Here is a 20,086-nt window from a genome sequence, read left to right as displayed (position 1 = left end):
AAGCGGACAAAAATTGTTGGCTATAATGTGGAGCGAAGCGAAACGTAGCCAACTGTTTTTGTTCCGTTTAAAGTGCTTGTTATACGCTTGCATACGTAATTGTTCCGTTATCAATAAATGCCAAAGGTTTACAATACTTGATAGCTTCTGGAACATGAACAATCCAAGGATTCAAAGTGTAGCAAGGCCCTTTAGGGCCCCAAACAGTTCTGTTTTCACATTGCCAACCATATTTATCTTTGAATTTAGTAAATGCAGGATTAATATTTGCATGCTCAGAGCGGTAGTCAATGGTTTCATCCCTATATGTTACATCGGAGTTCATGTAAAAAAATGCGCCAGATGCAATCGCTTTATTAATTGCTTGTATAAACCCTTTTACATTTGAAATCTCGTAGCATGCATCTAGGCCTTCTTCTCGTTCCCAATCATAAAATAGTTTCTCTGTAAATTGATTGCTAGTACAAAAAATAAAGCCGTTAGGTGACTTTCTAGTAACCACGAAAGTTCCACCGTTAATTGTTGCAGAGCCTTCACCTTCCATTTTAAACATCTCGGAAATTATAGGCTCATGCTTGTCTTTAGTTAACTCCAATGTTCCGTTGTTGCTTCGTTTAACTCCATGCTGTCCTTCTAGATGGTCGCCACGACTAATACCATGTTCTACAATATCTTTAAAATCATAAATAGTTCCTAGGCGAAGGCAACCAGTAGTAAAAAATGAATCTAAGAACTCTCTTTCAATAAATTTGTACAATGGCAAATTGAAACTCCAGTAGCGTATAACTTCTAAATATGGGGCACAAACATGTAGGCTAAACTGCGAAGCAGAGCCTGCGTGTTTGTGTCCCACATAATTTTTTTGTTAGGTGCGTTTTTCATAATGCCTTATGATCTTTTTGCAAACATCGACGAGTTCCTCGTGGCTTAAGTCGTTTTTACAATCATTTATACGCCAACCACAAATTTTAAAATTTGCATGAGATAGTCCGTCGTCCACATGATCTACAGAAGGTAAAAGAGAAAACCGCTTTTTATACTCTCGTTTGAGTTTTTTAGAATCATCGTTGTTATATTGACTAAGCAACGTCCAATCTAGTTTTTCACCAGTGTAAAAATCAAAACCACCGGATTCACAAACCGCTTCATGAATTGCCACTTTATAACTTGATGTGGTTGCGACTACGTTCCCTCTATTTCGATCTCTTTTTATGTGTGCAACTGCCTTACGAGTCAGCCACTTTAAATATGTTTCCTGCGTCTGAATCCCTTCTAAAAAATGAGGAAAAGCAAATTTAATCGACATAGCACCTAACGCTTTGCTAAGCGGCATTAAAATAGCTGGCTAAAATTAGCGAGGAACGAGCAAAAGCCAGCTGTTTTTTATCCGTTTAAGCAACTTGTTAGCTTATCAATGCCCGCCATAGTGCGAACAATAATGGGACGCTAACTGCCATTCCTAACACGACAATAGGTCCAGTGATATAAAACTTAGCTCTATCAACAACTCCGATCTTAATTGATTTATATAATACCAATGATGAGGCAGGTAGTACCAACAAAATTGCTGTACCCGTACCCGGAGCATATTCTTGCACCAGGATCGAAGTCAATAGATGGGGAAAGAATACGTTCAAGAACATTGCCAAAGCATATCCCGTATAGAAATAGGCCCACCCTCCTCTTCGCCCACACCAAACTACTAAGTAAGTAGACAGGTAGGCGAGTACGGTTAAAACCACAACAGCAAAATTGAATTCAGAAGATGAGATTTCAATTCCAATTGGATTTGCCCAAGAGGGAAGGAAAAGAGCCTCCTCAATATTGTGCATTGTTATCGCAGCGACAAATAAAAATGCGCAAAATTTAAGATCCAACTTTAACATGACTACCGTCCTTTGGAAGCTAACGCCCTGTTAACAGGCAATAAAACAGTTGATTAAAATAAGCGAGGCAGGAGCAAAACCAACTGTTTTTTGTGATCTTCACCCGATAAAGTGGACACCGTCCACGTTTCAATTAACTGCCAATTCAAACTCGGCAGGTGATTTATATCCTAAACTCGAATGCAATCTCTGTCTATTGTAAAAATAATTTAGGTAAACCTTTAATTTTGATAATAGTTTACCGCTGCTCTCAAATTTATTTCCTCGAATTAAATCTGCTTTAAGCGAATGAAAGAACGACTCGACTTCTGCGTTGTCAGTACAGCACCCAGGCCTATTCATACTGGCTTTGATGTTTTTGCTAGCCAAATACTTTTGTACAACGTGAGCACGGTATTCTGCGCCTCGGTCAGTGTGAAATAATACACTCTCTGTTGGCTGTCGTTTCTTTATCGCAAGCCTTAGCGCCTTTAACGTAAGGTCTGTTGTTTTGTTTTTACCAAACGCCCAGCCGATTACTCGACGTGAATATAAGTCGATAACCACAGCAAGGTAATGCCAACGAACGCCGACTTTTAAATACGTAATATCGCCAGACCATTGCTGATTGATCCCCGTGGCCTTTTCACTATCTTTGCGTTTGTTTTCTATCTCTTTATAAAAGAACTTCACCTTCGCCGGTTTGCTGTAAGTCTTAGGGGCTCTGGCTCTTAAACCGTTTTCTCGCATTAAGCGGGCAACACGTTTTTGGCTTGTGTTTATACCTTCTTTTTTTAGCGCATGAAATACGCGTGGGCTACCATAGGTTTGATGATTTACATTGAAAACGTGCTTTATCTTCAACAACAAATTAGCATCTGACAGCGCTCTAGCTGATACTGTTCTATCAAGCTAAGCATAAAACCCACTACGCGAAACATTAAGCCAAGAACACAAGTATTTTACACCTAAGGCTTGTCCGAATTTTGGATGAATCCAAATCGTTCTGATGTACTTCCGCCAGATACCGTTGCCACTTTTTTAGCAGGTCATTCTCCTGCTTAAGACGCTCATTTTCTTTCTTAAGCTTTTGAATGTTATCCAGCTCTTTTTTTGCTGGGAATTTACTCATTGTTTCATTGTTGCTTTGATAGCGCGGTACGTTTTTAAACTTACCTTCTCGATACTCTTTTCGCCAACGACTCAGCATTAACGGATGAATATCTAGCGCCTCGGCAACGTCCTTTGACATGACATCGTCTCGTAAGCTTAGTTCGACTGCTTTGATTTTAAAATTAACAGGGTAAAACCATGTCTTTCTAGGTTGGGTATATCTAGACATTTTAGCCTCCTCAAAGTAATGAGGAGGTGTCCACTAAAACGGGTGAGGAGCACTGTCCCTCTTGAAACGTTTGTTATGCGTCGATAATTTCATGATTAACTAGATAATCAAATCCCTTATCAGTGACGGAGTAACGATCGATAACATCCATTAAAAGTAGATCATCAGAACAAGCTTGTTTTAAATAACGTTCTAACTTTAGACGATGCATATTAGTAAAATGCATTATCTTTCCTATTTTTAGCTTCTCATTCGGCTCATTCTCAAACGCGGCGGCGATGGCAGTCATTGTCTCCTTTATTCCATCTGCCGTTCTGTCGGGTTTTGAGCCGGATAATGGTTTGAACGGATTTTTACCAATTTCCGGTTTCTCATATAAAGGAGCTTGAAGAAGTGTTCTAAGTAGCTCATCCAAAGAATATTCAACTTCGGAATCTTTGGAGAAATTAACATATATTTTTGAACATAAAAAAGTTGGAAGTATCGGACTAGAAGACTGTCGAACAACGGGAATGATTTTATTGTTATCAATATTGGAGAGTAATGAAGAGGTCACTATCATTTTTTCGTAACCAACACCTCCTTTTCCTGCATTTGCCTTAGCCACATATGTTTCAGTACACACAAGAATTGCATAATCACATCCTGCTAACTCGGTTTCCATAAATTGAGGAAGATCATCACCAGGTTTTAAATCCCATTGATCTAGAACTGCATCAATGCCCCTATTTCTCAGCGTCGTAGCAAAATCTAAAACCCAGCTTTTATGTTCTGCCGAATCATGAGAATAAGAAATAAATACTCTTGGTGGGGTCATTATCCCATCCTCCTATATAACTTTAGACGCATAACGCCCTGTTAAGGTGTGAGCAACGCAATACCGATGCCACCGCATACCACCTTAAACACTAAACACCACGCATAGCAAAAATGCCAAGCGTTGCGAATCACTCTTAAACAGATTGTTAGGTATCTTGGATTACAGTGCGACTATTGCAACCACTAGCCCAGCGACTGTTATAAGTGTACCAAAAACCCATTGATGATGAGTTTTCAAATAAGAAAATACTGTTTTTCTGACTGTGCTTTCATCACATTGACTAGGACTTCTTTCATATTTGCAATATTCTGCGCATTGATAGTAATGTCCAGTTTCCAATATTTCGGATTGTGGGTTCATATACTTATCATATTGCGCTTTCGTTACTGGTTCATTTGAGTAATATGAAAGCTCACTTTCAAACAATGACACTTCGGGGCATAAGTTTGATACGATAAAATTACTACCACCTCCAATTAAGCTTGCACCTTGCCCTACTGTATCAATGATTGGTTCTTTTAAATCTGCAAATTCCTTGGCTTTATTCAGGTCAACATTATTAAACAAAGCTAACGTATCCGCTCGCCTTTGGCAGTGCTCAATGATCGGACAGCGAGAATCTATTCCAAGTTCTCGGGACTGTTCAAAATACTCTTTTTTATTTGTGACCATTAATACCTAACTCTTATACTTTCTAAATTAAAAAGAATTCCATGTAATCAAATCGCATCTGGATGCCTAACAATTTAATATCGACCCTAAGAGTCGTTTTTTTACCCAACATTGAATCTATAGTATCTTATCTAAATTAATAACAAAATATCTTTTATTATTCTATATCAAATATATAACTAATTAACATTTTACTAGGAACCGACAAAAACGACCCATCGGGTCGATTTCTTGACTATAGGGGCATCCAAGCCACAACTGTATATACATACAGTCAAAGTTTGAGGGTATTTATGAAAACACAATCACCATTTTTAAATTACATTTCTGACTATATGTTAGTTAGACAATACTCACTTAGGACCATTAATACCTATTTAAAGTGGATTGCTTCTTATATTCATTTTCATAAAAAAGACATCCTGCTTCAATGGGAAATAACGAAGTTGTCAGCTATTTGGACTACCTTGTGTTAACAAAAAACGTAGCGCCTAAAACTCAAGCCACTGCTTTAAATGCATTAGTTTTTTTATATAAACACATTATAAAAACGAGTTATGTTTAGACTTAACTTTCATCAGAAGCAAGCGTCAGCCCAAGTTACCCATAGTGATGACGCCAGAAGAAGTTAAAGTGCTCATGTCGCATTTAAGTAAACGTTACTATCTTATTGCTGGGCTAATGTACGGTAGTGGACTAAGAGTGATGGAGGCTGTTCAGCTAAGGGTTCAAGATATTGACTTTGATTATAAGAGTATTCGAATATAGAATGGTAAAGGCAATAAAAACAGGATTGTGACGCTTGCCACTGAGTTAATCCCCTTACTTAGAAATCAGACCGCACAGGTTGATGAATACTTACAATTAGACTCACACAATGAGCAATATGCTGGCGTTTGGATGCCTCATGCACTTGCAAAGAAATATCCAGCTGCTAATACGTCTTTAGGCTGGCAATATTTATTTCCGTCTCATCAATTAAGTGCCGATCCTGAAACTGGAGAAATAAGACGGCACCATTTTCACCAAACAGGCGTTCGCAAGGCGATTAAAAAGGCTGTAAGAATGGCAAAGTTAACAAAACTTATCACGCCACATACTTTACGCCACTCCTTTGCAACTCATTTACTACAAAGCGGAGCTGACATAAGGACCGTACAATCTCAGTTGGGTCACTCGGACGTTAAAACAACACAAATTTATACGCATGTTTTACAACAAGGTGCTAATGGCGTAATTAGTCCTTTTTCTAGGTTATAAAGCTGGTTAGAAAAGTACAAATTGGTCCTTATCAAAAATAAACGCGCTAAAGCACGCCCTTGTATCTACAGGTGAGCAGAAACTTTAATCTCACAGCTCGCTAACTTTACTCTCGCTAATTTGCTAACTGAACCCTGGTCAACAAAAAAGCCGCTGTTCGTTAAAACAGCGGCTTCCTTAAAGCTTATAGCTAAAAACTGACAGCTGACAGCTAACCTTAAGCTTTACCAATCACTTCAAGTCCACCCATGTATGGGCGTAATACTTCTGGTACTACTACTGAGCCGTCGGCTAGTTGGTAGTTTTCTAGTATGGCTACAAGTGTACGGCCAACCGCTAAACCTGAACCGTTTAGTGTGTGTAAAAGCTCTGGTTTTTTAGCGCCTTCACGACGAAAACGAGCTTGCATACGGCGTGCTTGGAAATCGACCATGTTTGAACATGATGAAATTTCGCGGTACGTGTCTTGCGCTGGTAACCATACTTCTAAATCGTATGTTTTAGCTGCGCCGAAGCCCATGTCGCCCATACATAAAATCACTTTACGGTATGGCAATTCAAGCGCTTGTAAAATTTGCTCAGCATGGCCTGTTAGCTCTTCGAGTGCTTGCATTGAATCTTCTGGTTTTACTAGTTGTACTAGTTCAACTTTATCAAACTGGTGCTGACGGATTAAACCGCGTGTATCGCGACCGTAGCTGCCTGCTTCACTTCTAAAACATGGTGTGTGCGCTGTTAAGCGAATAGGTAAATCGCTTTCTTCGTAAATTTCATCACGTGCGCTGTTTGTAAGCGGTACTTCTGCTGTAGGAATTAAGCTAAAGCCAGCTTGCTGCTCGCCATCATCGTTCACTAGCCCTAACGTGTGAAATAAATCGCCCGCAAACTTAGGTAATTGGCTCGTACCGTAAAGGCTTGCACTATTAACCAAGTACGGTACATACATTTCTGTGTAGCCGTTTGTGTCTGTGTGGGTGTCTAGCATATATTGGGTAAGTGCGCGGTGCATACGCGCTACTTGGCCGCGCATTACGGTAAAACGTGCGCCACTAATTTTAACGCCCATTTCAAAGTCTAAGCCGTTTAGGTCTTGCCCTACGTCAACGTGGTCTTTAACTTCAAAATCGTACTTTTTAGGTGTGCCCCACGTTAAAATTTCTACGTTGTCGTCTTCGTCAGCGCCCTCTGGTACCGACTCGTCCGGTAAATTTGGAATTGCTAAGGCAATTTGTTTAATTGCTTCTAACACTTCGTCTTGCTCAGCTTTAGCTGCGTCTAATTCGCTGCCTAAGTTAGCCACTGCGTCTAGCAATGGCTGTGCGTCTTCGCCTTTTGCTTTTGCTTGACCAATGGCTTTAGCACTGGCATTACGTTGACTTTGAAGTTCTTGCGTTTTTACTTGTAATGTTTTGCGTTTTTCTTCAAGTTCAGTCACTACCGCTACATCTAGTTCATAACCACGTGCGGCTAAACGTGCTGCAGTTTGTTCGACATCTTGACGTAAATATTTAGAATCTAACATGTTAGTTTTTTAACCTTTTTGCATTACTAGCTGAAGGCCCAGCCAAGCCATAAAAATACACACCATCACGTTTAAGATGATATTGAGGGCCATTTTAATAAAGTGACCTTGTTGTAATAACAACAACGAATCCATTGAGAATGTTGAAAAGGTGGTTAACGCACCTAAAAAGCCAATTCCGATGAGGGTTTTAGCGGGACTCACGGCAATAACCTGCTTATCGATTAAACCGTACAAAATGCCCATCAACAATGAACCCAGAATATTAACCGTCAACGTGCCAAAAGGGAATCCCCTACCGAGGAGTTTTAGCATGGTTTCGCTAATAAAAAACCGTAAACAGGCTCCTGACGCTCCGCCAAGGGCTATCATCATGTAAAGTTTAATCATGCTCATAACGTTTTACTGGGCTTTGTGCGTCGCGCTCTTTTAAATAATCGAGCTTTTGTTTAATTTTTTGCTCAAGTCCACGATCACTTGGCTGGTAGTATTGTTTGCCATCCATTTCTGGCGGTAGGTATTTTTCGCCAGCAGCAAATGCGCCTTCTTCGTTATGCGCGTAACGATACTCTGCGCCATAGCCTAAGTCTTTCATTAAATTGGTGGGGGCATTACGTAAATGCTCTGGTACCGGGTAGCTTGGCTCGTTTTTAGCGTCTTGTTTGGCTTGATTAAACGCCATATAAACCGCATTACTTTTAGGTGCACTAGCCAAGTACAAAGTGGCCTGTGCAATGGCGCGCTCACCTTCGCTTGGGCCAACACGCTGAAAAATATCCCATGCGTTTAAAGCCACTTCCATCGCTCGTGGATCGGCGTTGCCGATGTCTTCTGTGGCAATTGCTAATAAGCGCCTTGCAACATAAAGCGGGTCGCCGCCACCGGCTAAAATACGGCAGTACCAATAAAGCGCACCATCGGGCGAACTGCCTCGCACTGATTTATGAAACGCCGAAATTAAATCGTAAAATTCATCGCCGCCTTTATCATATTTGGCTAAATGCGTAGGGAGTACTTGGCTGAGTACCTGTTCATCAACGTGAAACTGGCCGTTTTGCTCAGTGGTTAAATCTACTGCTTGCTCGAGTAAATTAAGCACTTTACGAGCATCGCCACCGCTTGCTTGGCACAGCGCTTGTTTGGCGTTATCTGCAATCACGATTTGCTTTTGGCTAAGTTGTTCGTCTTGTTTGAGTGCGCGCTCTATTACTGTGTATAAATCGCTTTCCTGCAAGGATTTTAATACATACACCCTTGCGCGAGATAAAATCGCATTATTAAGCGCAAACGAGGGGTTTTCGGTGGTGGCGCCTACAAATATAAAAGTGCCATCTTCAATATGCGGTAAAAACGCGTCTTGCTGAGATTTATTAAAGCGGTGTACCTCGTCAACAAACATCAAAGTGCGCTGACCACGGCTTTGTAAGTTATCGCGCGCTTGGGTTACGCTATCGCGAATATCTTTTACGCCAGCGGTTACTGCCGACATTTGAATTAGTTCAGCGTCGGCATGGTTGGCAATAATTTGCGCCAGCGTAGTTTTACCTACCCCCGGCGGCCCCCATAAAATTAAACTATGACAACGCCCTGCAACAATAGCTTGATGTAGCGGTTTGTCGCTACTTAGTAAATGTTGCTGCCCTATGTAATCGTTAAGCGATAAAGGGCGCATACGCGCAGCGAGTGGGCGTACATCGGGTCCAAAGTTAAAACCTAAATTACTCACCGTTACTCTGATCGTCTATTTCTACACCCGCTGGCGGGGTAAATTCAAAAGTTGTTTTATCAAGCTCAGTATTAACCTGTGCATTGCTAAATGTAAACGCAGATAGCTGGCCTGAGTTATCTTTAACTACCAATTTTGCAAGCCCTTGTTCGTTATCAGCAAAAGTAATATCAAGCTGCTCTACTTGGCTTTCTACGCCTTTATTTGGGGTAATGCTAAAGCCTAAATCGGTGGCAAGCACGCTGTATTTTTCCCATTGCGCAGGGTCTTTAGAGGTGAGCAATATAAACGGTGTAGAATCAATTAAACCGCTGGTTTTCATAATAGTTACTTGCTCAGCAAAGCTATCAAAGTAATAGGTTTTATCGCCGTTTGACACAAATAAGGTGTCGTCTGGGTTAGTTTGCTGCCAGCGAATCATCAATGGCTGTTGCAGCGCAATATTGCCTTGGCCTTGCATTACCAATTGGCCTTCACCGTCGGTTACGTTTTGTTTAAATTGTGCTTTAAAGCTTTTTAAGGTCGATAACTTATCTTGTAATGCTTGGCTGTCGTCAGCAAAACTTGGCATAGCAACTAAACTGCCCAATACCAATAATAAACTACTTAATTTTTTCATTAATTTGCTCCATTAGGTACTAATACATCGCGAGCGCCGTTATGTCCTGGAGCACTCACGATACCTGATGTTTCCATTTGTTCTACTAAACGTGCAGCACGGTTATAGCCTACACGTAATTTACGTTGCACTGATGATACCGATACTTTACCGGTTTCTATTACAAAGGCGACCGCTTCGTCGTATAACGGATCTGACTCTTCATCGCCATTTTCGCTGGCTTCCCCTGGTAATAAAATATCTTCCGTGGCATCACCATTTAAAATTTCGTCTATGTAATTTGGTTTAGCACGGGCTTTCCAATCGTTTACCACGGCATGTACTTCATGGTCGTCTACAAACGCGCCATGCACACGCTCTGGCACACTGGTGCCTGGCGGTAAATAAAGCATGTCACCCATGCCTAATAAGTTTTCTGCGCCTTGTTGATCAAGTATGGTGCGCGAATCTATTTTACTTGATACCTGAAACGCCATACGTGTAGGTATGTTCGCTTTTATTAAACCGGTTATTACATCAACCGACGGACGCTGCGTTGCCAAAATTAAATGAATACCCGCAGCACGGGCTTTTTGCGCTATACGGGCAATTAACTCTTCAACTTTTTTACCTACAATCATCATCATGTCGGCAAATTCGTCAATAACCACCACTATGCTAGGTAATTTGTCCAGTTCATCTGGGCCGTCTTTCATGCCATCGGTGTCTTTAAACAATGGATCCATAATTGGGTAGCCCGCTTCTTTGGCTTCCACTACTTTTTGGTTGTACCCTTTTAAGTTACGTACACCTAAAGCCGACATAAGCTTATAGCGGCGTTCCATTTCACCTACACACCAACGCAGCGCGTTAGCGGCTTCTTTCATGTCGGTTACAACTTCACATAATAAATGAGGGATGCCTTCGTAAACAGAAAGCTCAAGCATTTTCGGGTCAATCATGATCATACGAACATCTTCAGGGCCCGATTTATACAGTAAGCTTAATATCATTACATTAACGCCCACTGACTTACCTGAACCCGTTGTACCGGCTACTAATAAATGTGGCATTTTACCTAAGTCGGCACACACAGGTTGCCCTGCAATGTCTTTACCTAGCACCATGGTTAACGGCGATGGGTTTTGCTCAAACTTAGGTGCGTTTATCACTTCTGATAAACGTACAATTTCACGGTATTTATTAGGCAGCTCAATACCGATATAGGTTTTACCCGGAATAACTTCAACCACTCGCACACTAATTGCCGATAGCGAGCGCGCTAAATCTTTTGACAGCCCAGTAATTTTAGACACCTTAATACCCGGTGCTAAATCAAGCTCAAAACGAGTAACAACAGGCCCAGGGTAAACTCCAACCACGGCAGCTTGCACGTTAAAATCGAGTAGTTTTGTTTCTACAAGGCGCGATACACTATCAAGCTCTTCTTGCGAAATTGGATTTTTTGCTTTGTCGGGTCTGTCGAGTAAATCCAATGACGGCAATGGCCCCGGTGGTGGCTCTTGCTCTAATAATTGCTCAAACTTCTCTTTGGCAGTTGGCGGCGGCTGAAACCCTGATTTAGGCTTGTTAATTGGCCTTGCTGGTGAAACTACCGTTGTGGCTGGTTTTTCAGATTCAACCACTGGGCTTTGGTCCAGCGCATTAAGCGCCGCTTCTGTGTCCATAGGTTCATCGTCTATGGCGCTAAAACTAATTTCTTGATCGAGTATTTGGTCAAGCTCGTCAAACGGCATAAATTCGTCGTCTTGAGGGGCATTAACCTTAGTTGCGGGTTTATCGATTGCTTTGGGTTTGTCTGCTGTTTTATTAGCAAGTTCAGGTTCTTGTTGGCGTGTGTCGTCTTCAAAATAGGCATCGGGTTGTTCGTCTTGAACTTTACCTGCAATGCGTTCGCGTTGCATCCAACCGCGAGCATAGGTAACCAAAAAGCGGTATAACCTAACAATTAAATCACCCAAGTAATCAACAAATTGTACCCACGACACACCTGTTAATAGCGTTAACCCTGCAAAAAAGAAACACAGCAGTAAAATAGAGGTACCGGTAAAATTAAACGCTGGCATCATCGCCGATGCAATCACATCGCCCACTACCCCACCGGATGAAAAATTATAAATATCATCAAAATTAATACTGCTAATAGCGGTGGCTGAGGTAATAAACAGCGCAAAGCCAATAATACGTAATCCAAGTGTGGTGTAATCGAGTTGCAAAATACGGTGTGGCTGCTTAAACACTAAATAGCCAAGCAGCTGAATAGCCGCTGGCACAAAATAGGCAAGCCAGCCAAAGGTAAGTAATAGTATGTCGGCCACCCACGCGCCCGCTGTACCCGTAATATTTTGTACATTGGTAAATTCACCCGTTTGCGACCAAGCAGGATCGGCTGGGTGAAAACTAATTAAAGCACATAAAATAAATACCGCTGCAAAGGTGCTGACGATGAGCCCCGTTTCTAATAGTCTTTGTACACCGTTTAGGCGCATAATTACCTATCCCTCATTATTATTTTTTACACTCACTTGGCAATAGAATACCTTAGCAGGAAATGTATTTTGATGCACTTTATCTTAACCATGATGGCCTGATTATGAACAAGTTTTTATTATTTAGTCGTACACTCATTAAAAAAGCAAAGTTGGCTGCAACAATAAAAGTATATTAAAGGCTGTTACTTTATCATTAAGCAACAAAAGGACGAATAACAACGCCTTCTTCACCTTTTACTTCTTCCATCACTACGTAGGTACGACTTTCACTCACATTGGGCAGCTTTAATAATATATCACCGAGTACGCCTCGGTATTCTGACATATCGTTAACCCGGGTTTTTAATAAAAAGTCGAAATTACCCGAAACCAAATGACATTCTATAATTTCTTCGTGCTTTCTAACAGCAGCACTAAACTCTTCAAACACGTCGGGCGATGTTTTAGTAATGGTTACTTCCACATACACAGAAAGCCCTTGACCAAGTTTGGCAGGATCCACCACTGCTTTGTAGCCTAAAATATACCCTTCTCGTTCAAGCTTTTTCACTCGCTCTAGACAGGGCGTGGCGCTTAGGCCAACTCGTCGGGCCAGTTCAACATTTGACAGGCGGCCATCAAGTTGTAATTCGACTAAAATTTTGCGATCAATACGGTCTAATAAGTTATGCATGGCTTTTTAGTTTTTTATTCTAATAAAGTTAATTTTACAGATACTAACACTACAAAGAACTTAAAAAAAGGTGAGACACACTACCCTAGCATGAATATAATAGTGGAAAATTTTTATCCCGTTCTAACAAGGCAAAATTATGATTATTGGTGTACCTAAAGAAATTAAAAACCACGAGTACCGTGTAGGTATGGTTCCTGCGAGTGTTCGCGAACTTGTAAATCACGGCCACCAAGTGATTGTTGAAACTAACGCTGGTATGGGCATTGGTTTTACAAATGATGATTATGTTCAAGCAGGCGCTGAAATTTTAGAAACAGCTGCTGACGTTTTTGCAAAAGCAGAAATGATCATCAAGGTAAAAGAGCCACAAGCTGTTGAGCGTGCAATGTTACGTGAAGACCAAATTCTTTTCACTTACCTTCACCTTGCACCGGATCTTCCACAAACTGAAGACCTTGTTAAAAGTAAAGCAATCTGTATTGCTTATGAAACAGTAACTGATGCACGCGGCGGTTTACCACTATTGGCACCAATGAGTGAAGTAGCGGGCCGTATGTCTATTCAAGCAGGTGCACAAGCGCTAGAAAAAGCAAACCACGGTCGTGGTATGTTACTAGGTGGTGTACCAGGTGTTGAGCCAGCTAAAGTTGTTGTTATTGGTGGCGGCATGGTTGGTCGTAGCGCTGCACAAATGGCGGTTGGCTTAGGTGCTGAGGTTGTTGTACTTGACCGTAACATCGACGTACTACGTGCACTAGACGCACAGTTTGGTAACAAAGTTAAAGCTATTTACTCAACAGCTGATGCGCTTGAAAAGCACGTACTTGAAGCTGATCTAGTAATTGGTGGCGTGCTTATCCCAGGTGCTGCTGCACCTAAACTAGTGACTGCTGAACACATTAAAGCAATGAAGCCAGGTGCTGCTATTGTTGATGTTGCGATTGACCAAGGTGGTTGTATTGCAACCTCTAAAGCAACTACGCACGCTGATCCTACTTTCATCGTTGATGAAGTTGTTCACTACTGTGTTGCTAACATGCCTGGTGCTGTTCCACGTACATCGACGTTTGCACTTAATAATGCAACATTACCGTTCATCATTAACCTTGCAAACAAAGGTTACAAAAAAGCACTACTAGATGACGCTCACTTCTTAAAAGGCTTAAACGTAATTAAAGGCCAAGTAACATACAAAGAAGTAGCTGAAGCGTTCAACATGGAATATGTTGACCCACGCACTGCAGTAGAAAACGCGTAACTATTATTGTTACCGCTTATACCTAAGCCATAATTTAGGTATAAGCATTAAAAAAGCAGCTAATTAGCTGCTTTTTTTGTATCTAAATTTTAGGGTCTGTGGTCAACAGACCCTAATGTTATATAAATCGTTTAATAATAAAGTCGACTTTTACGCGCTTAGCTTGACCAAGCAGTTTTTTCACTGGCTGCGGGTAATCGCTCATAGTTTCTAAATCATCAGGGCCGGTTAAACGACGACAATGCTTTAAAATTTCTTGGCGTTCATTATCAATGTCGCGCATTATCGTTTGCTCAGGGTCTTCTATCAGAATACCATTTTCGATATCTAGCCCCCATGCACGCGGATTTAAATTATGCCCGCTAAGTAAATGCACTTTACGGTCACAACAAATCCCTTTTAAATGAAACGAGTTACTCTCGTGTTTCCACAGGTAAACGTTTAAGTTGCCATTATCTATGTGGCGTTTTTGCGATTTTACAAATTTATGCAAAATAGTTTCGTATAAATACGGTAATGCACCAATTTTACTAAACGGCTCGCTAGGTGGTAGGTAAAAATCGTTTGCGGTTTTATCGCCCACCACAATAGTGACTTGTTTACCTTGCTTTAATAAGCGACGCAAAGAGCGCATTAAAGGAGCCGGAAAATTAAAATACGGCGTGTATAACACCAACTCTTGCTCGGTAGTATCAAACAGCGCTTTGATTAAGCGATTAAGTTCGTTATTACGACGGCCTAAACCCAAAAACAAACGAATGCCCATTGCATGAGTATTCAATTGTTGCGCACTTTTATAGCTTGCCGATTTAAGCTCACGCATAAGTTGCTTTTGTTCAAGTTTAAAGTCAGCCATGCGTTTAAGCGGTCGTTGATCAATTCTTGGAACCGCTTCAGAGCTCAATAAGGTTGATTCGATAAAATCGACTACTGAGTCACATAACTCGCTTTGCGAAACTAAAAAGTATCGATCAAGTCGGTATCGGTCGCTATATTGCAAATACACATTATTTAAACTGGCACCGCTATATAGTAGTGTGTCGTCAATAACAAAGCCTTTTAAATGCAATACCCCAAACAGTTCTTTGGCTTTTACAGGAACACCATACACTTGAACGTTTGAATTAAACTTCTCTAAGCTGTCGCAATATAAGCTTGCATTGCCCTCTGACTTTTCTGCACCGATTAAACCACGCTGTGCGCGATGAAAATCAACCAGTACTTTTATTTCAAGCGAAGGGTTAGCTAACGATGCACTGTGTAGTGCGGCTAATATTTCACGACCCGCTTCATCATCTTGTAAGTAAAGTGTGGTGATATAAATTCGTTTTTTTGCGTTGGCAATTAAATCTAACAATTGCGTACGGTATTCTTGCGCATTGGTTAAGACGTTAACGTCTTTTGAAGTCAACCCAAATGCGGGTTTCTCTTGCCAAAATAACATAGTTGCCTATTCACTTAGGTCACATAATTAAGCAGTGACAAATCAAAATTAGTTAAAAGATAACAAAAAAAATCAGGCTGGTCATGAATTAACGTCGTTTTATTGGCTAACAGTCTATTTATTAGTCGAGCACTGCTTGTAAGTCATTTGCTAGTACACATTAATGAACAGCTTCGCAATTTGCGAAAAAAAATAATCTCATCTTTTATTTACTTCCTGCTTGTTTTTCTTAGAATCGGGCGCATTAAAACCGTATTAAACGTTTAGGAAAAGATCATGACTGAAGCAAAACATTGTAAGTTACTTATTTTAGGTTCGGGCCCTGCAGGCTACACCGCCGCAGTTTACGCTGCACGTGCTAATTTAAACCCTGTTTTAATTACAGGTATTCAACAAGGTGGCCAGCTAACAACCACCACTGAAGTTGAAAACTGGCCTGGCGATGCACACGGTTTAACCGGCCCTGCATTAATGGATCGTATGAAAGAGCATGCAGAACGATTTGAAACTGAAATTGTGTTCGACCACATCAACAAAGTTGACGTATCTAAGCGCCCTTTCACACTAACCGGTGACCAAGGTACCTACACATGTGATGCTTTAATTATTGCAACAGGTGCCTCTGCTAAATATTTAGGCTTAGAATCTGAGACTAATTTCCAAGGTCGTGGTGTTTCTGCTTGTGCAACCTGTGACGGGTTTTTCTATAAAGGCCAAAAAGTAGCGGTTGTTGGTGGTGGTAATACGGCTGTTGAAGAAGCGTTATACCTGTCTAACATTGCTGATGAAGTTCATGTTATCCACCGTCGTGATAGTTTCCGTAGTGAAAAAATTCTTGCTGACCGCCTTGCTGACAAAGCAGCAAACGGTAACGTTGTAATGCACTATAACCGTACACTTGATGAAGTGCTTGGTGACCAAATGGGTGTGACCGGCGTTCGCATCAAAGATGTGGCATCAGATGCTACTGAAGAACTTGATTTAGCGGGTGTATTTATTGCCATTGGCCATAAGCCAAACACCGATATGTTTGAAGGTCAGCTAGAAATGAAAGACGGCTACCTAGTGGTTGAATCTGGTCTTAACGGTAATGCAACTCAAACAAGTGTGCCAGGCGTATTTGCTGCCGGTGATGTGTCTGATCATATTTACCGTCAAGCTATCACCTCTGCCGGTACTGGCTGTATGGCTGCACTTGATGCAGAACGCTTTTTAGATAACCTATAAGCATACATAGCATACTTTTGGGGCTGAATTTTCAGCCCTTTTTTGTGCCCAAAACATTACGCCCGAGATAATTGTATCCGCACCAACATTCACTAAGCTTATAGTTGAAATTAGTCTTATTTATACAATTAATGGCTCAGGTGCGATAGGATCTAAGGGTGAGCAACAAATACCGTCAAATTATATAAGTAAAACTAGCTATAATTATCGTCAGGAATAAAAGCTTTATTCATTTAGGCATTACTAGAAACTGTAAAATCAGTTAAAATGCTTAACTTCATATCAAGTAAATTACCGAGAGTTTTCTATGAGTTTGTATACAAAATATATGGAAGAAATCCAAACCCGTAAAACGGAGCTTGGATTAAGCCCACAACCAATCGATAGCGCTGAACTAGTATCAGAAATAATTAATCAAATTAAAGATACTAATAACGAGCACCGTAAAGATTCACTGCATTTCTTTATTTTTAATACTTTACCTGGAACAACCAGTGCTGCGGGCGTTAAAGCACAGTTTCTAAAAGAAATCATTTTAGGTGAAGAGCACGTTGCAGAGATCACTCCAGAATTTGCATTCGAACTACTTTCACACATGAAAGGCGGCCCATCGATTGAAATGCTAATTGATTTAGCCTTTGCTGATGACGCAAAAATCGCAGCACAAGCTGCAGAAGTACTGAAAACTCAGGTATTCTTATACGATGCAGATATGGAGCGCATTAAAGCGGCCTACGAATCAGGTAATCCAATTGCTAAAGAATTACTAGAGAGCTTCTCAAAAGCTGAATTCTTCACAAAACTACCTGACATCGAAGAAAAAATCGAAGTAGTAACTTACATTGCTGGTGAAGGCGACATCTCAACTGATTTACTGTCTCCAGGTAACCAAGCACACTCGCGTGCTGACCGTGAATTACACGGTAAGTGCATGATCACTGAAGAAGCACAACAAGAAATTGTTGCCCTTCAAAAGAAACACCCTAACGCTAAAGTAATGCTTATTGCTGAAAAAGGCACCATGGGCGTTGGTTCATCACGTATGTCTGGTGTGAATAACGTAGCACTTTGGGCTGGTAAACAAGCAAGTCCATACGTTCCTTTCATCAACATTGCACCTGTTGTTGCAGGTACTAACGGTATTGCACCAATCTTCTTAACAACAGTTGATGTAACTGGCGGTATTGGTCTTGACCTTAAAAACTGGGTTAAAAAAGTAGATGCAGACGGCAATACAGTAACTGATGCAAATGGCGATGCAGTGCTTGAAGAAGCCTACTCTGTTGCTACGGGTACTGTATTAACAATCAATACTAAAGAGAAGAAGCTTTATAACGGTGATAAAGAACTTGTTGATATTTCATCAGCATTCACACCGCAAAAAGTTGAATTCATGAGAGCTGGCGGTTCTTACGCAGTTGTATTCGGTAAAAAACTACAAACGTTTGCTGCTGAAACTCTTGGCATTGAAACGCCGCTTGTTTATGCACCTTCAAAAGAAATTTCACACGAAGGCCAAGGCTTAACAGCGGTTGAAAAAATCTTTAACCGTAATGCAGTAGGTGTACTATCAGATACGCCACTTCACGCAGGCTCAAATGTTCGCGTTAAAGTGAACATCGTTGGTTCGCAAGATACAACCGGTCCAATGACAGCACAAGAATTAGAAGCAATGGCTGCTTCAACGATTTCACCTCTTGTTGATGGTGCCTATCAGTCTGGTTGTCATACAGCATCAGTATGGGATAGCAAAGCACAAGCAAACATTCCTAAACTAATGGCGTTTATGAATAAGTTTGGTTTGATCACTGCACGTGACCCGAAAGGCGTTTACCATGCAATGACTGACGTTATTCACAAAGTATTGAACGACATTACAATTGATGATCGCGCTATCATCATTGGTGGTGACTCACATACACGTATGTCTAAAGGCGTTGCCTTTGGTGCCGATTCAGGTACTGTTGCTGTTGCACTTGCAACCGGTGAATCAGCGATGCCGATTCCTGATTCAGTTAAAGTAACGTTTAAAGGCAAAATGGCTAAGCATATGGATTTTCGCGATGTTGTACATGCAACGCAAGCGCAAATGCTTAAGCAATTTGGCGGCGAAAACGTATTCCAAGGTCGTATCATTGAAGTTCATATTGGTACCCTAATGGCTGACCAAGCGTTTACCTTCACTGACTGGACTGCAGAAATGAAAGCGAAAGCGTCAATCTGTATTTCAAATGATGAAACGTTAATTAAGTCAATTGAACTTGCTAAGTCACGTATCCAAATCATGATCAACAAAGGTATGGAAAACGAAGCACAAACGCTACAAGGTCTAATCGATTTAGCCGACAAGCGTATTGCAGGTATTCAATCTGGTGAAGAGCCAGCACTTTCTCCAGACGACAACGCTAAATACCACGCAGAAGTTGTGGTTGATTTAGACCAAATCGTTGAGCCAATGATTGCCGATCCAGACGTTAATAACGATGATGTTTCTAAGCGTTATACTCACGATGTGATCCGCCCTGTTTCTTTTTACAACGACAAGCCTGTTGATTTAGGTTTTGTTGGTTCGTGTATGGTTCACAAAGGCGATATGAAAATTATTGCTCACATGCTACGTAACCTTGAGAAGAAAAACGGTTCTATCTCATTCAAAGCGCCATTAGTTGTTGCGCCACCAACATACAACATTGTTGATGAGCTTAAAGCGGAAGGCGATTGGGATATTCTTGCTAAATACGCAGGTTTTGAATTTGACGATGCAAAACCAAAAACGGCTGCACGTACTAAGTATGAAAATATCTTATACCTAGAACGTCCTGGTTGTAACCTATGTATGGGTAACCAAGAAAAAGCAGAACCAGGTGATACTGTTATCGCAACATCAACACGTCTTTTCCAAGGTCGTGTAGTAGCCGATACATCTGAGAAAAAAGGTGAATCACTACTAGGTTCTACGCCAGTTGTAGTTCTATCTTCTGTTCTTGGTCGTTTCCCGACTATGGAAGAGTATAAGTCTGCGGTTGAAGGTATTGACCTTACATCGTTTACACCTGTTGAAGAAGCAATGACAACTAAGTTCAACGCAGGTGAAGCTGTACCAGTAAAAGTGGTTAGCTAATTCGATTAGTTTACCATTTAATTAAGCGCGTTTTTTAACGCG

The 20,086-nt window shown here is 41.0% G+C and carries 15 protein-coding genes and 2 pseudogenes; 4 read left to right on the top strand and 13 right to left on the bottom strand.

Features of this window, described 5'->3' with window-relative positions:
• Positions 1–79: 79 nt before the first annotated feature.
• The 6 genes and pseudogenes from AN392_RS03480 to AN392_RS03450 all read right to left on the bottom strand — a co-directional run bounded on the left by AN392_RS03480 (position 80) and on the right by AN392_RS03450 (position 4,699).
• The gene (locus AN392_RS03480) at positions 80–763 is read right to left on the bottom strand and encodes a hypothetical protein (RefSeq protein ID WP_152965234.1); all 684 of its coding nucleotides are present in this window, start codon (positions 761–763) and stop codon (positions 80–82) included.
• Positions 764–865: 102 nt separating this feature from the next.
• Entirely contained in the window at positions 866–1,306 is a 441-nt protein-coding gene (locus AN392_RS03475; protein ID WP_235575566.1) for a hypothetical protein, read from the bottom strand.
• Between the two features lie 97 nt (positions 1,307–1,403).
• Positions 1,404–1,886: an HXXEE domain-containing protein gene (locus AN392_RS03470; RefSeq protein ID WP_055011841.1), complete on the bottom strand. Its 483-nt coding sequence runs from the start codon at positions 1,884–1,886 to the stop codon at positions 1,404–1,406.
• Between the two features lie 129 nt (positions 1,887–2,015).
• Positions 2,016–3,207 (bottom strand): annotated as a pseudogene (locus AN392_RS18395) (IS3 family transposase).
• A 73-nt stretch (positions 3,208–3,280) separates the two neighbouring features.
• Complete coding sequence (locus AN392_RS03455) at positions 3,281–4,024, bottom strand: toll/interleukin-1 receptor domain-containing protein (RefSeq protein WP_055011838.1); 744 nt, start codon at positions 4,022–4,024, stop codon at positions 3,281–3,283.
• 162 nt (positions 4,025–4,186) lie between these two features.
• A complete protein-coding gene (locus AN392_RS03450; protein ID WP_055011837.1) occupies positions 4,187–4,699 on the bottom strand; it encodes a hypothetical protein in 513 nt (170 codons plus the stop codon).
• Positions 4,700–4,992: 293 nt separating this feature from the next.
• Here AN392_RS03450 and AN392_RS03445 point away from each other — a divergent pair.
• Positions 4,993–5,959, top strand: a pseudogene (locus AN392_RS03445) (integron integrase).
• 217 nt (positions 5,960–6,176) lie between these two features.
• Here AN392_RS03445 and serS read toward each other — a convergent pair.
• The 6 genes from serS to lrp form a co-directional block, all read right to left on the bottom strand.
• Complete coding sequence (gene serS / locus AN392_RS03440) at positions 6,177–7,481, bottom strand: serine--tRNA ligase (RefSeq protein WP_055011836.1); 1,305 nt, start codon at positions 7,479–7,481, stop codon at positions 6,177–6,179.
• A gap of 9 nt (positions 7,482–7,490) precedes the next feature.
• Complete coding sequence (gene crcB / locus AN392_RS03435) at positions 7,491–7,871, bottom strand: fluoride efflux transporter CrcB (protein WP_010389726.1); 381 nt, start codon at positions 7,869–7,871, stop codon at positions 7,491–7,493.
• Positions 7,864–9,207: a replication-associated recombination protein A gene (locus AN392_RS03430; protein ID WP_055011835.1), complete on the bottom strand. Its 1,344-nt coding sequence runs from the start codon at positions 9,205–9,207 to the stop codon at positions 7,864–7,866. The genes crcB and AN392_RS03430 overlap by 8 nt, the downstream gene beginning before the upstream one ends.
• The gene (lolA, locus tag AN392_RS03425) at positions 9,200–9,826 is read right to left on the bottom strand and encodes an outer membrane lipoprotein chaperone LolA (protein WP_055011834.1); all 627 of its coding nucleotides are present in this window, start codon (positions 9,824–9,826) and stop codon (positions 9,200–9,202) included. The genes AN392_RS03430 and lolA overlap by 8 nt, the downstream gene beginning before the upstream one ends.
• Positions 9,826–12,315 carry a DNA translocase FtsK gene (locus AN392_RS03420; RefSeq protein ID WP_055011833.1) on the bottom strand — a complete coding sequence of 830 codons (2,490 nt, stop codon included), beginning with the start codon at positions 12,313–12,315 and terminating at the stop codon, positions 9,826–9,828. Before AN392_RS03420 ends, lolA begins: the two co-directional genes overlap by 1 nt.
• A gap of 196 nt (positions 12,316–12,511) precedes the next feature.
• Positions 12,512–12,991: a leucine-responsive transcriptional regulator Lrp gene (gene lrp, locus AN392_RS03415; RefSeq protein WP_008110073.1), complete on the bottom strand. Its 480-nt coding sequence runs from the start codon at positions 12,989–12,991 to the stop codon at positions 12,512–12,514.
• Between the two features lie 139 nt (positions 12,992–13,130).
• Here lrp and ald point away from each other — a divergent pair, with 139 nt between their 5' ends.
• A complete protein-coding gene (ald, locus tag AN392_RS03410) occupies positions 13,131–14,252 on the top strand; it encodes an alanine dehydrogenase (protein WP_055011832.1) in 1,122 nt (373 codons plus the stop codon).
• A gap of 118 nt (positions 14,253–14,370) precedes the next feature.
• On the opposite strand, the gene pssA is transcribed toward ald, so the two are convergent.
• Positions 14,371–15,696, bottom strand: coding sequence for a CDP-diacylglycerol--serine O-phosphatidyltransferase (pssA, locus tag AN392_RS03405; RefSeq protein WP_055011831.1), 1,326 nt, complete (start codon positions 15,694–15,696; stop codon positions 14,371–14,373).
• Between the two features lie 276 nt (positions 15,697–15,972).
• Here pssA and trxB point away from each other — a divergent pair, with 276 nt between their 5' ends.
• Together trxB and AN392_RS03395 are read left to right on the top strand one after the other, a co-directional pair.
• Positions 15,973–16,923 (top strand): thioredoxin-disulfide reductase, encoded by a 951-nt coding sequence (gene trxB, locus AN392_RS03400; protein WP_055011830.1) that lies wholly within the window; start codon positions 15,973–15,975, stop codon positions 16,921–16,923.
• Positions 16,924–17,230: 307 nt separating this feature from the next.
• Complete coding sequence (locus tag AN392_RS03395; protein WP_082360108.1) at positions 17,231–20,044, top strand: bifunctional aconitate hydratase 2/2-methylisocitrate dehydratase; 2,814 nt, start codon at positions 17,231–17,233, stop codon at positions 20,042–20,044.
• Positions 20,045–20,086: the final 42 nt, after the last annotated feature.

Source organism: Pseudoalteromonas sp. P1-16-1b (assembly GCF_001401785.1).
GTDB lineage: Bacteria > Pseudomonadota > Gammaproteobacteria > Enterobacterales > Alteromonadaceae > Pseudoalteromonas > Pseudoalteromonas undina.
This window is presented reverse-complemented; position numbering and strand designations above follow the sequence as displayed.

What these genes read in the sequence shown, in the direction of transcription:
- AN392_RS03455 (WP_055011838.1), bottom strand. Translation starts at nt 4,024, where the DNA reads ATGACCCCACCAAGAGTATTTATTTCTTATTCTCATGATTCGGCAGAA.
- lrp (WP_008110073.1), bottom strand. Translation starts at nt 12,991, where the DNA reads ATGCATAACTTATTAGACCGTATTGATCGCAAAATTTTAGTCGAATTA.
- trxB (WP_055011830.1), top strand. Translation starts at nt 15,973, where the DNA reads ATGACTGAAGCAAAACATTGTAAGTTACTTATTTTAGGTTCGGGCCCT.
- lolA (WP_055011834.1), bottom strand. Translation starts at nt 9,826, where the DNA reads ATGAAAAAATTAAGTAGTTTATTATTGGTATTGGGCAGTTTAGTTGCT.
- AN392_RS03470 (WP_055011841.1), bottom strand. Translation starts at nt 1,886, where the DNA reads ATGTTAAAGTTGGATCTTAAATTTTGCGCATTTTTATTTGTCGCTGCG.
- AN392_RS03450 (WP_055011837.1), bottom strand. Translation starts at nt 4,699, where the DNA reads ATGGTCACAAATAAAAAAGAGTATTTTGAACAGTCCCGAGAACTTGGA.
- crcB (WP_010389726.1), bottom strand. Translation starts at nt 7,871, where the DNA reads ATGATTAAACTTTACATGATGATAGCCCTTGGCGGAGCGTCAGGAGCC.
- pssA (WP_055011831.1), bottom strand. Translation starts at nt 15,696, where the DNA reads ATGTTATTTTGGCAAGAGAAACCCGCATTTGGGTTGACTTCAAAAGAC.
- serS (WP_055011836.1), bottom strand. Translation starts at nt 7,481, where the DNA reads ATGTTAGATTCTAAATATTTACGTCAAGATGTCGAACAAACTGCAGCA.
- AN392_RS03475 (WP_235575566.1), bottom strand. Translation starts at nt 1,306, where the DNA reads ATGTCGATTAAATTTGCTTTTCCTCATTTTTTAGAAGGGATTCAGACG.
- AN392_RS03420 (WP_055011833.1), bottom strand. Translation starts at nt 12,315, where the DNA reads ATGCGCCTAAACGGTGTACAAAGACTATTAGAAACGGGGCTCATCGTC.
- ald (WP_055011832.1), top strand. Translation starts at nt 13,131, where the DNA reads ATGATTATTGGTGTACCTAAAGAAATTAAAAACCACGAGTACCGTGTA.
- AN392_RS03395 (WP_082360108.1), top strand. Translation starts at nt 17,231, where the DNA reads ATGAGTTTGTATACAAAATATATGGAAGAAATCCAAACCCGTAAAACG.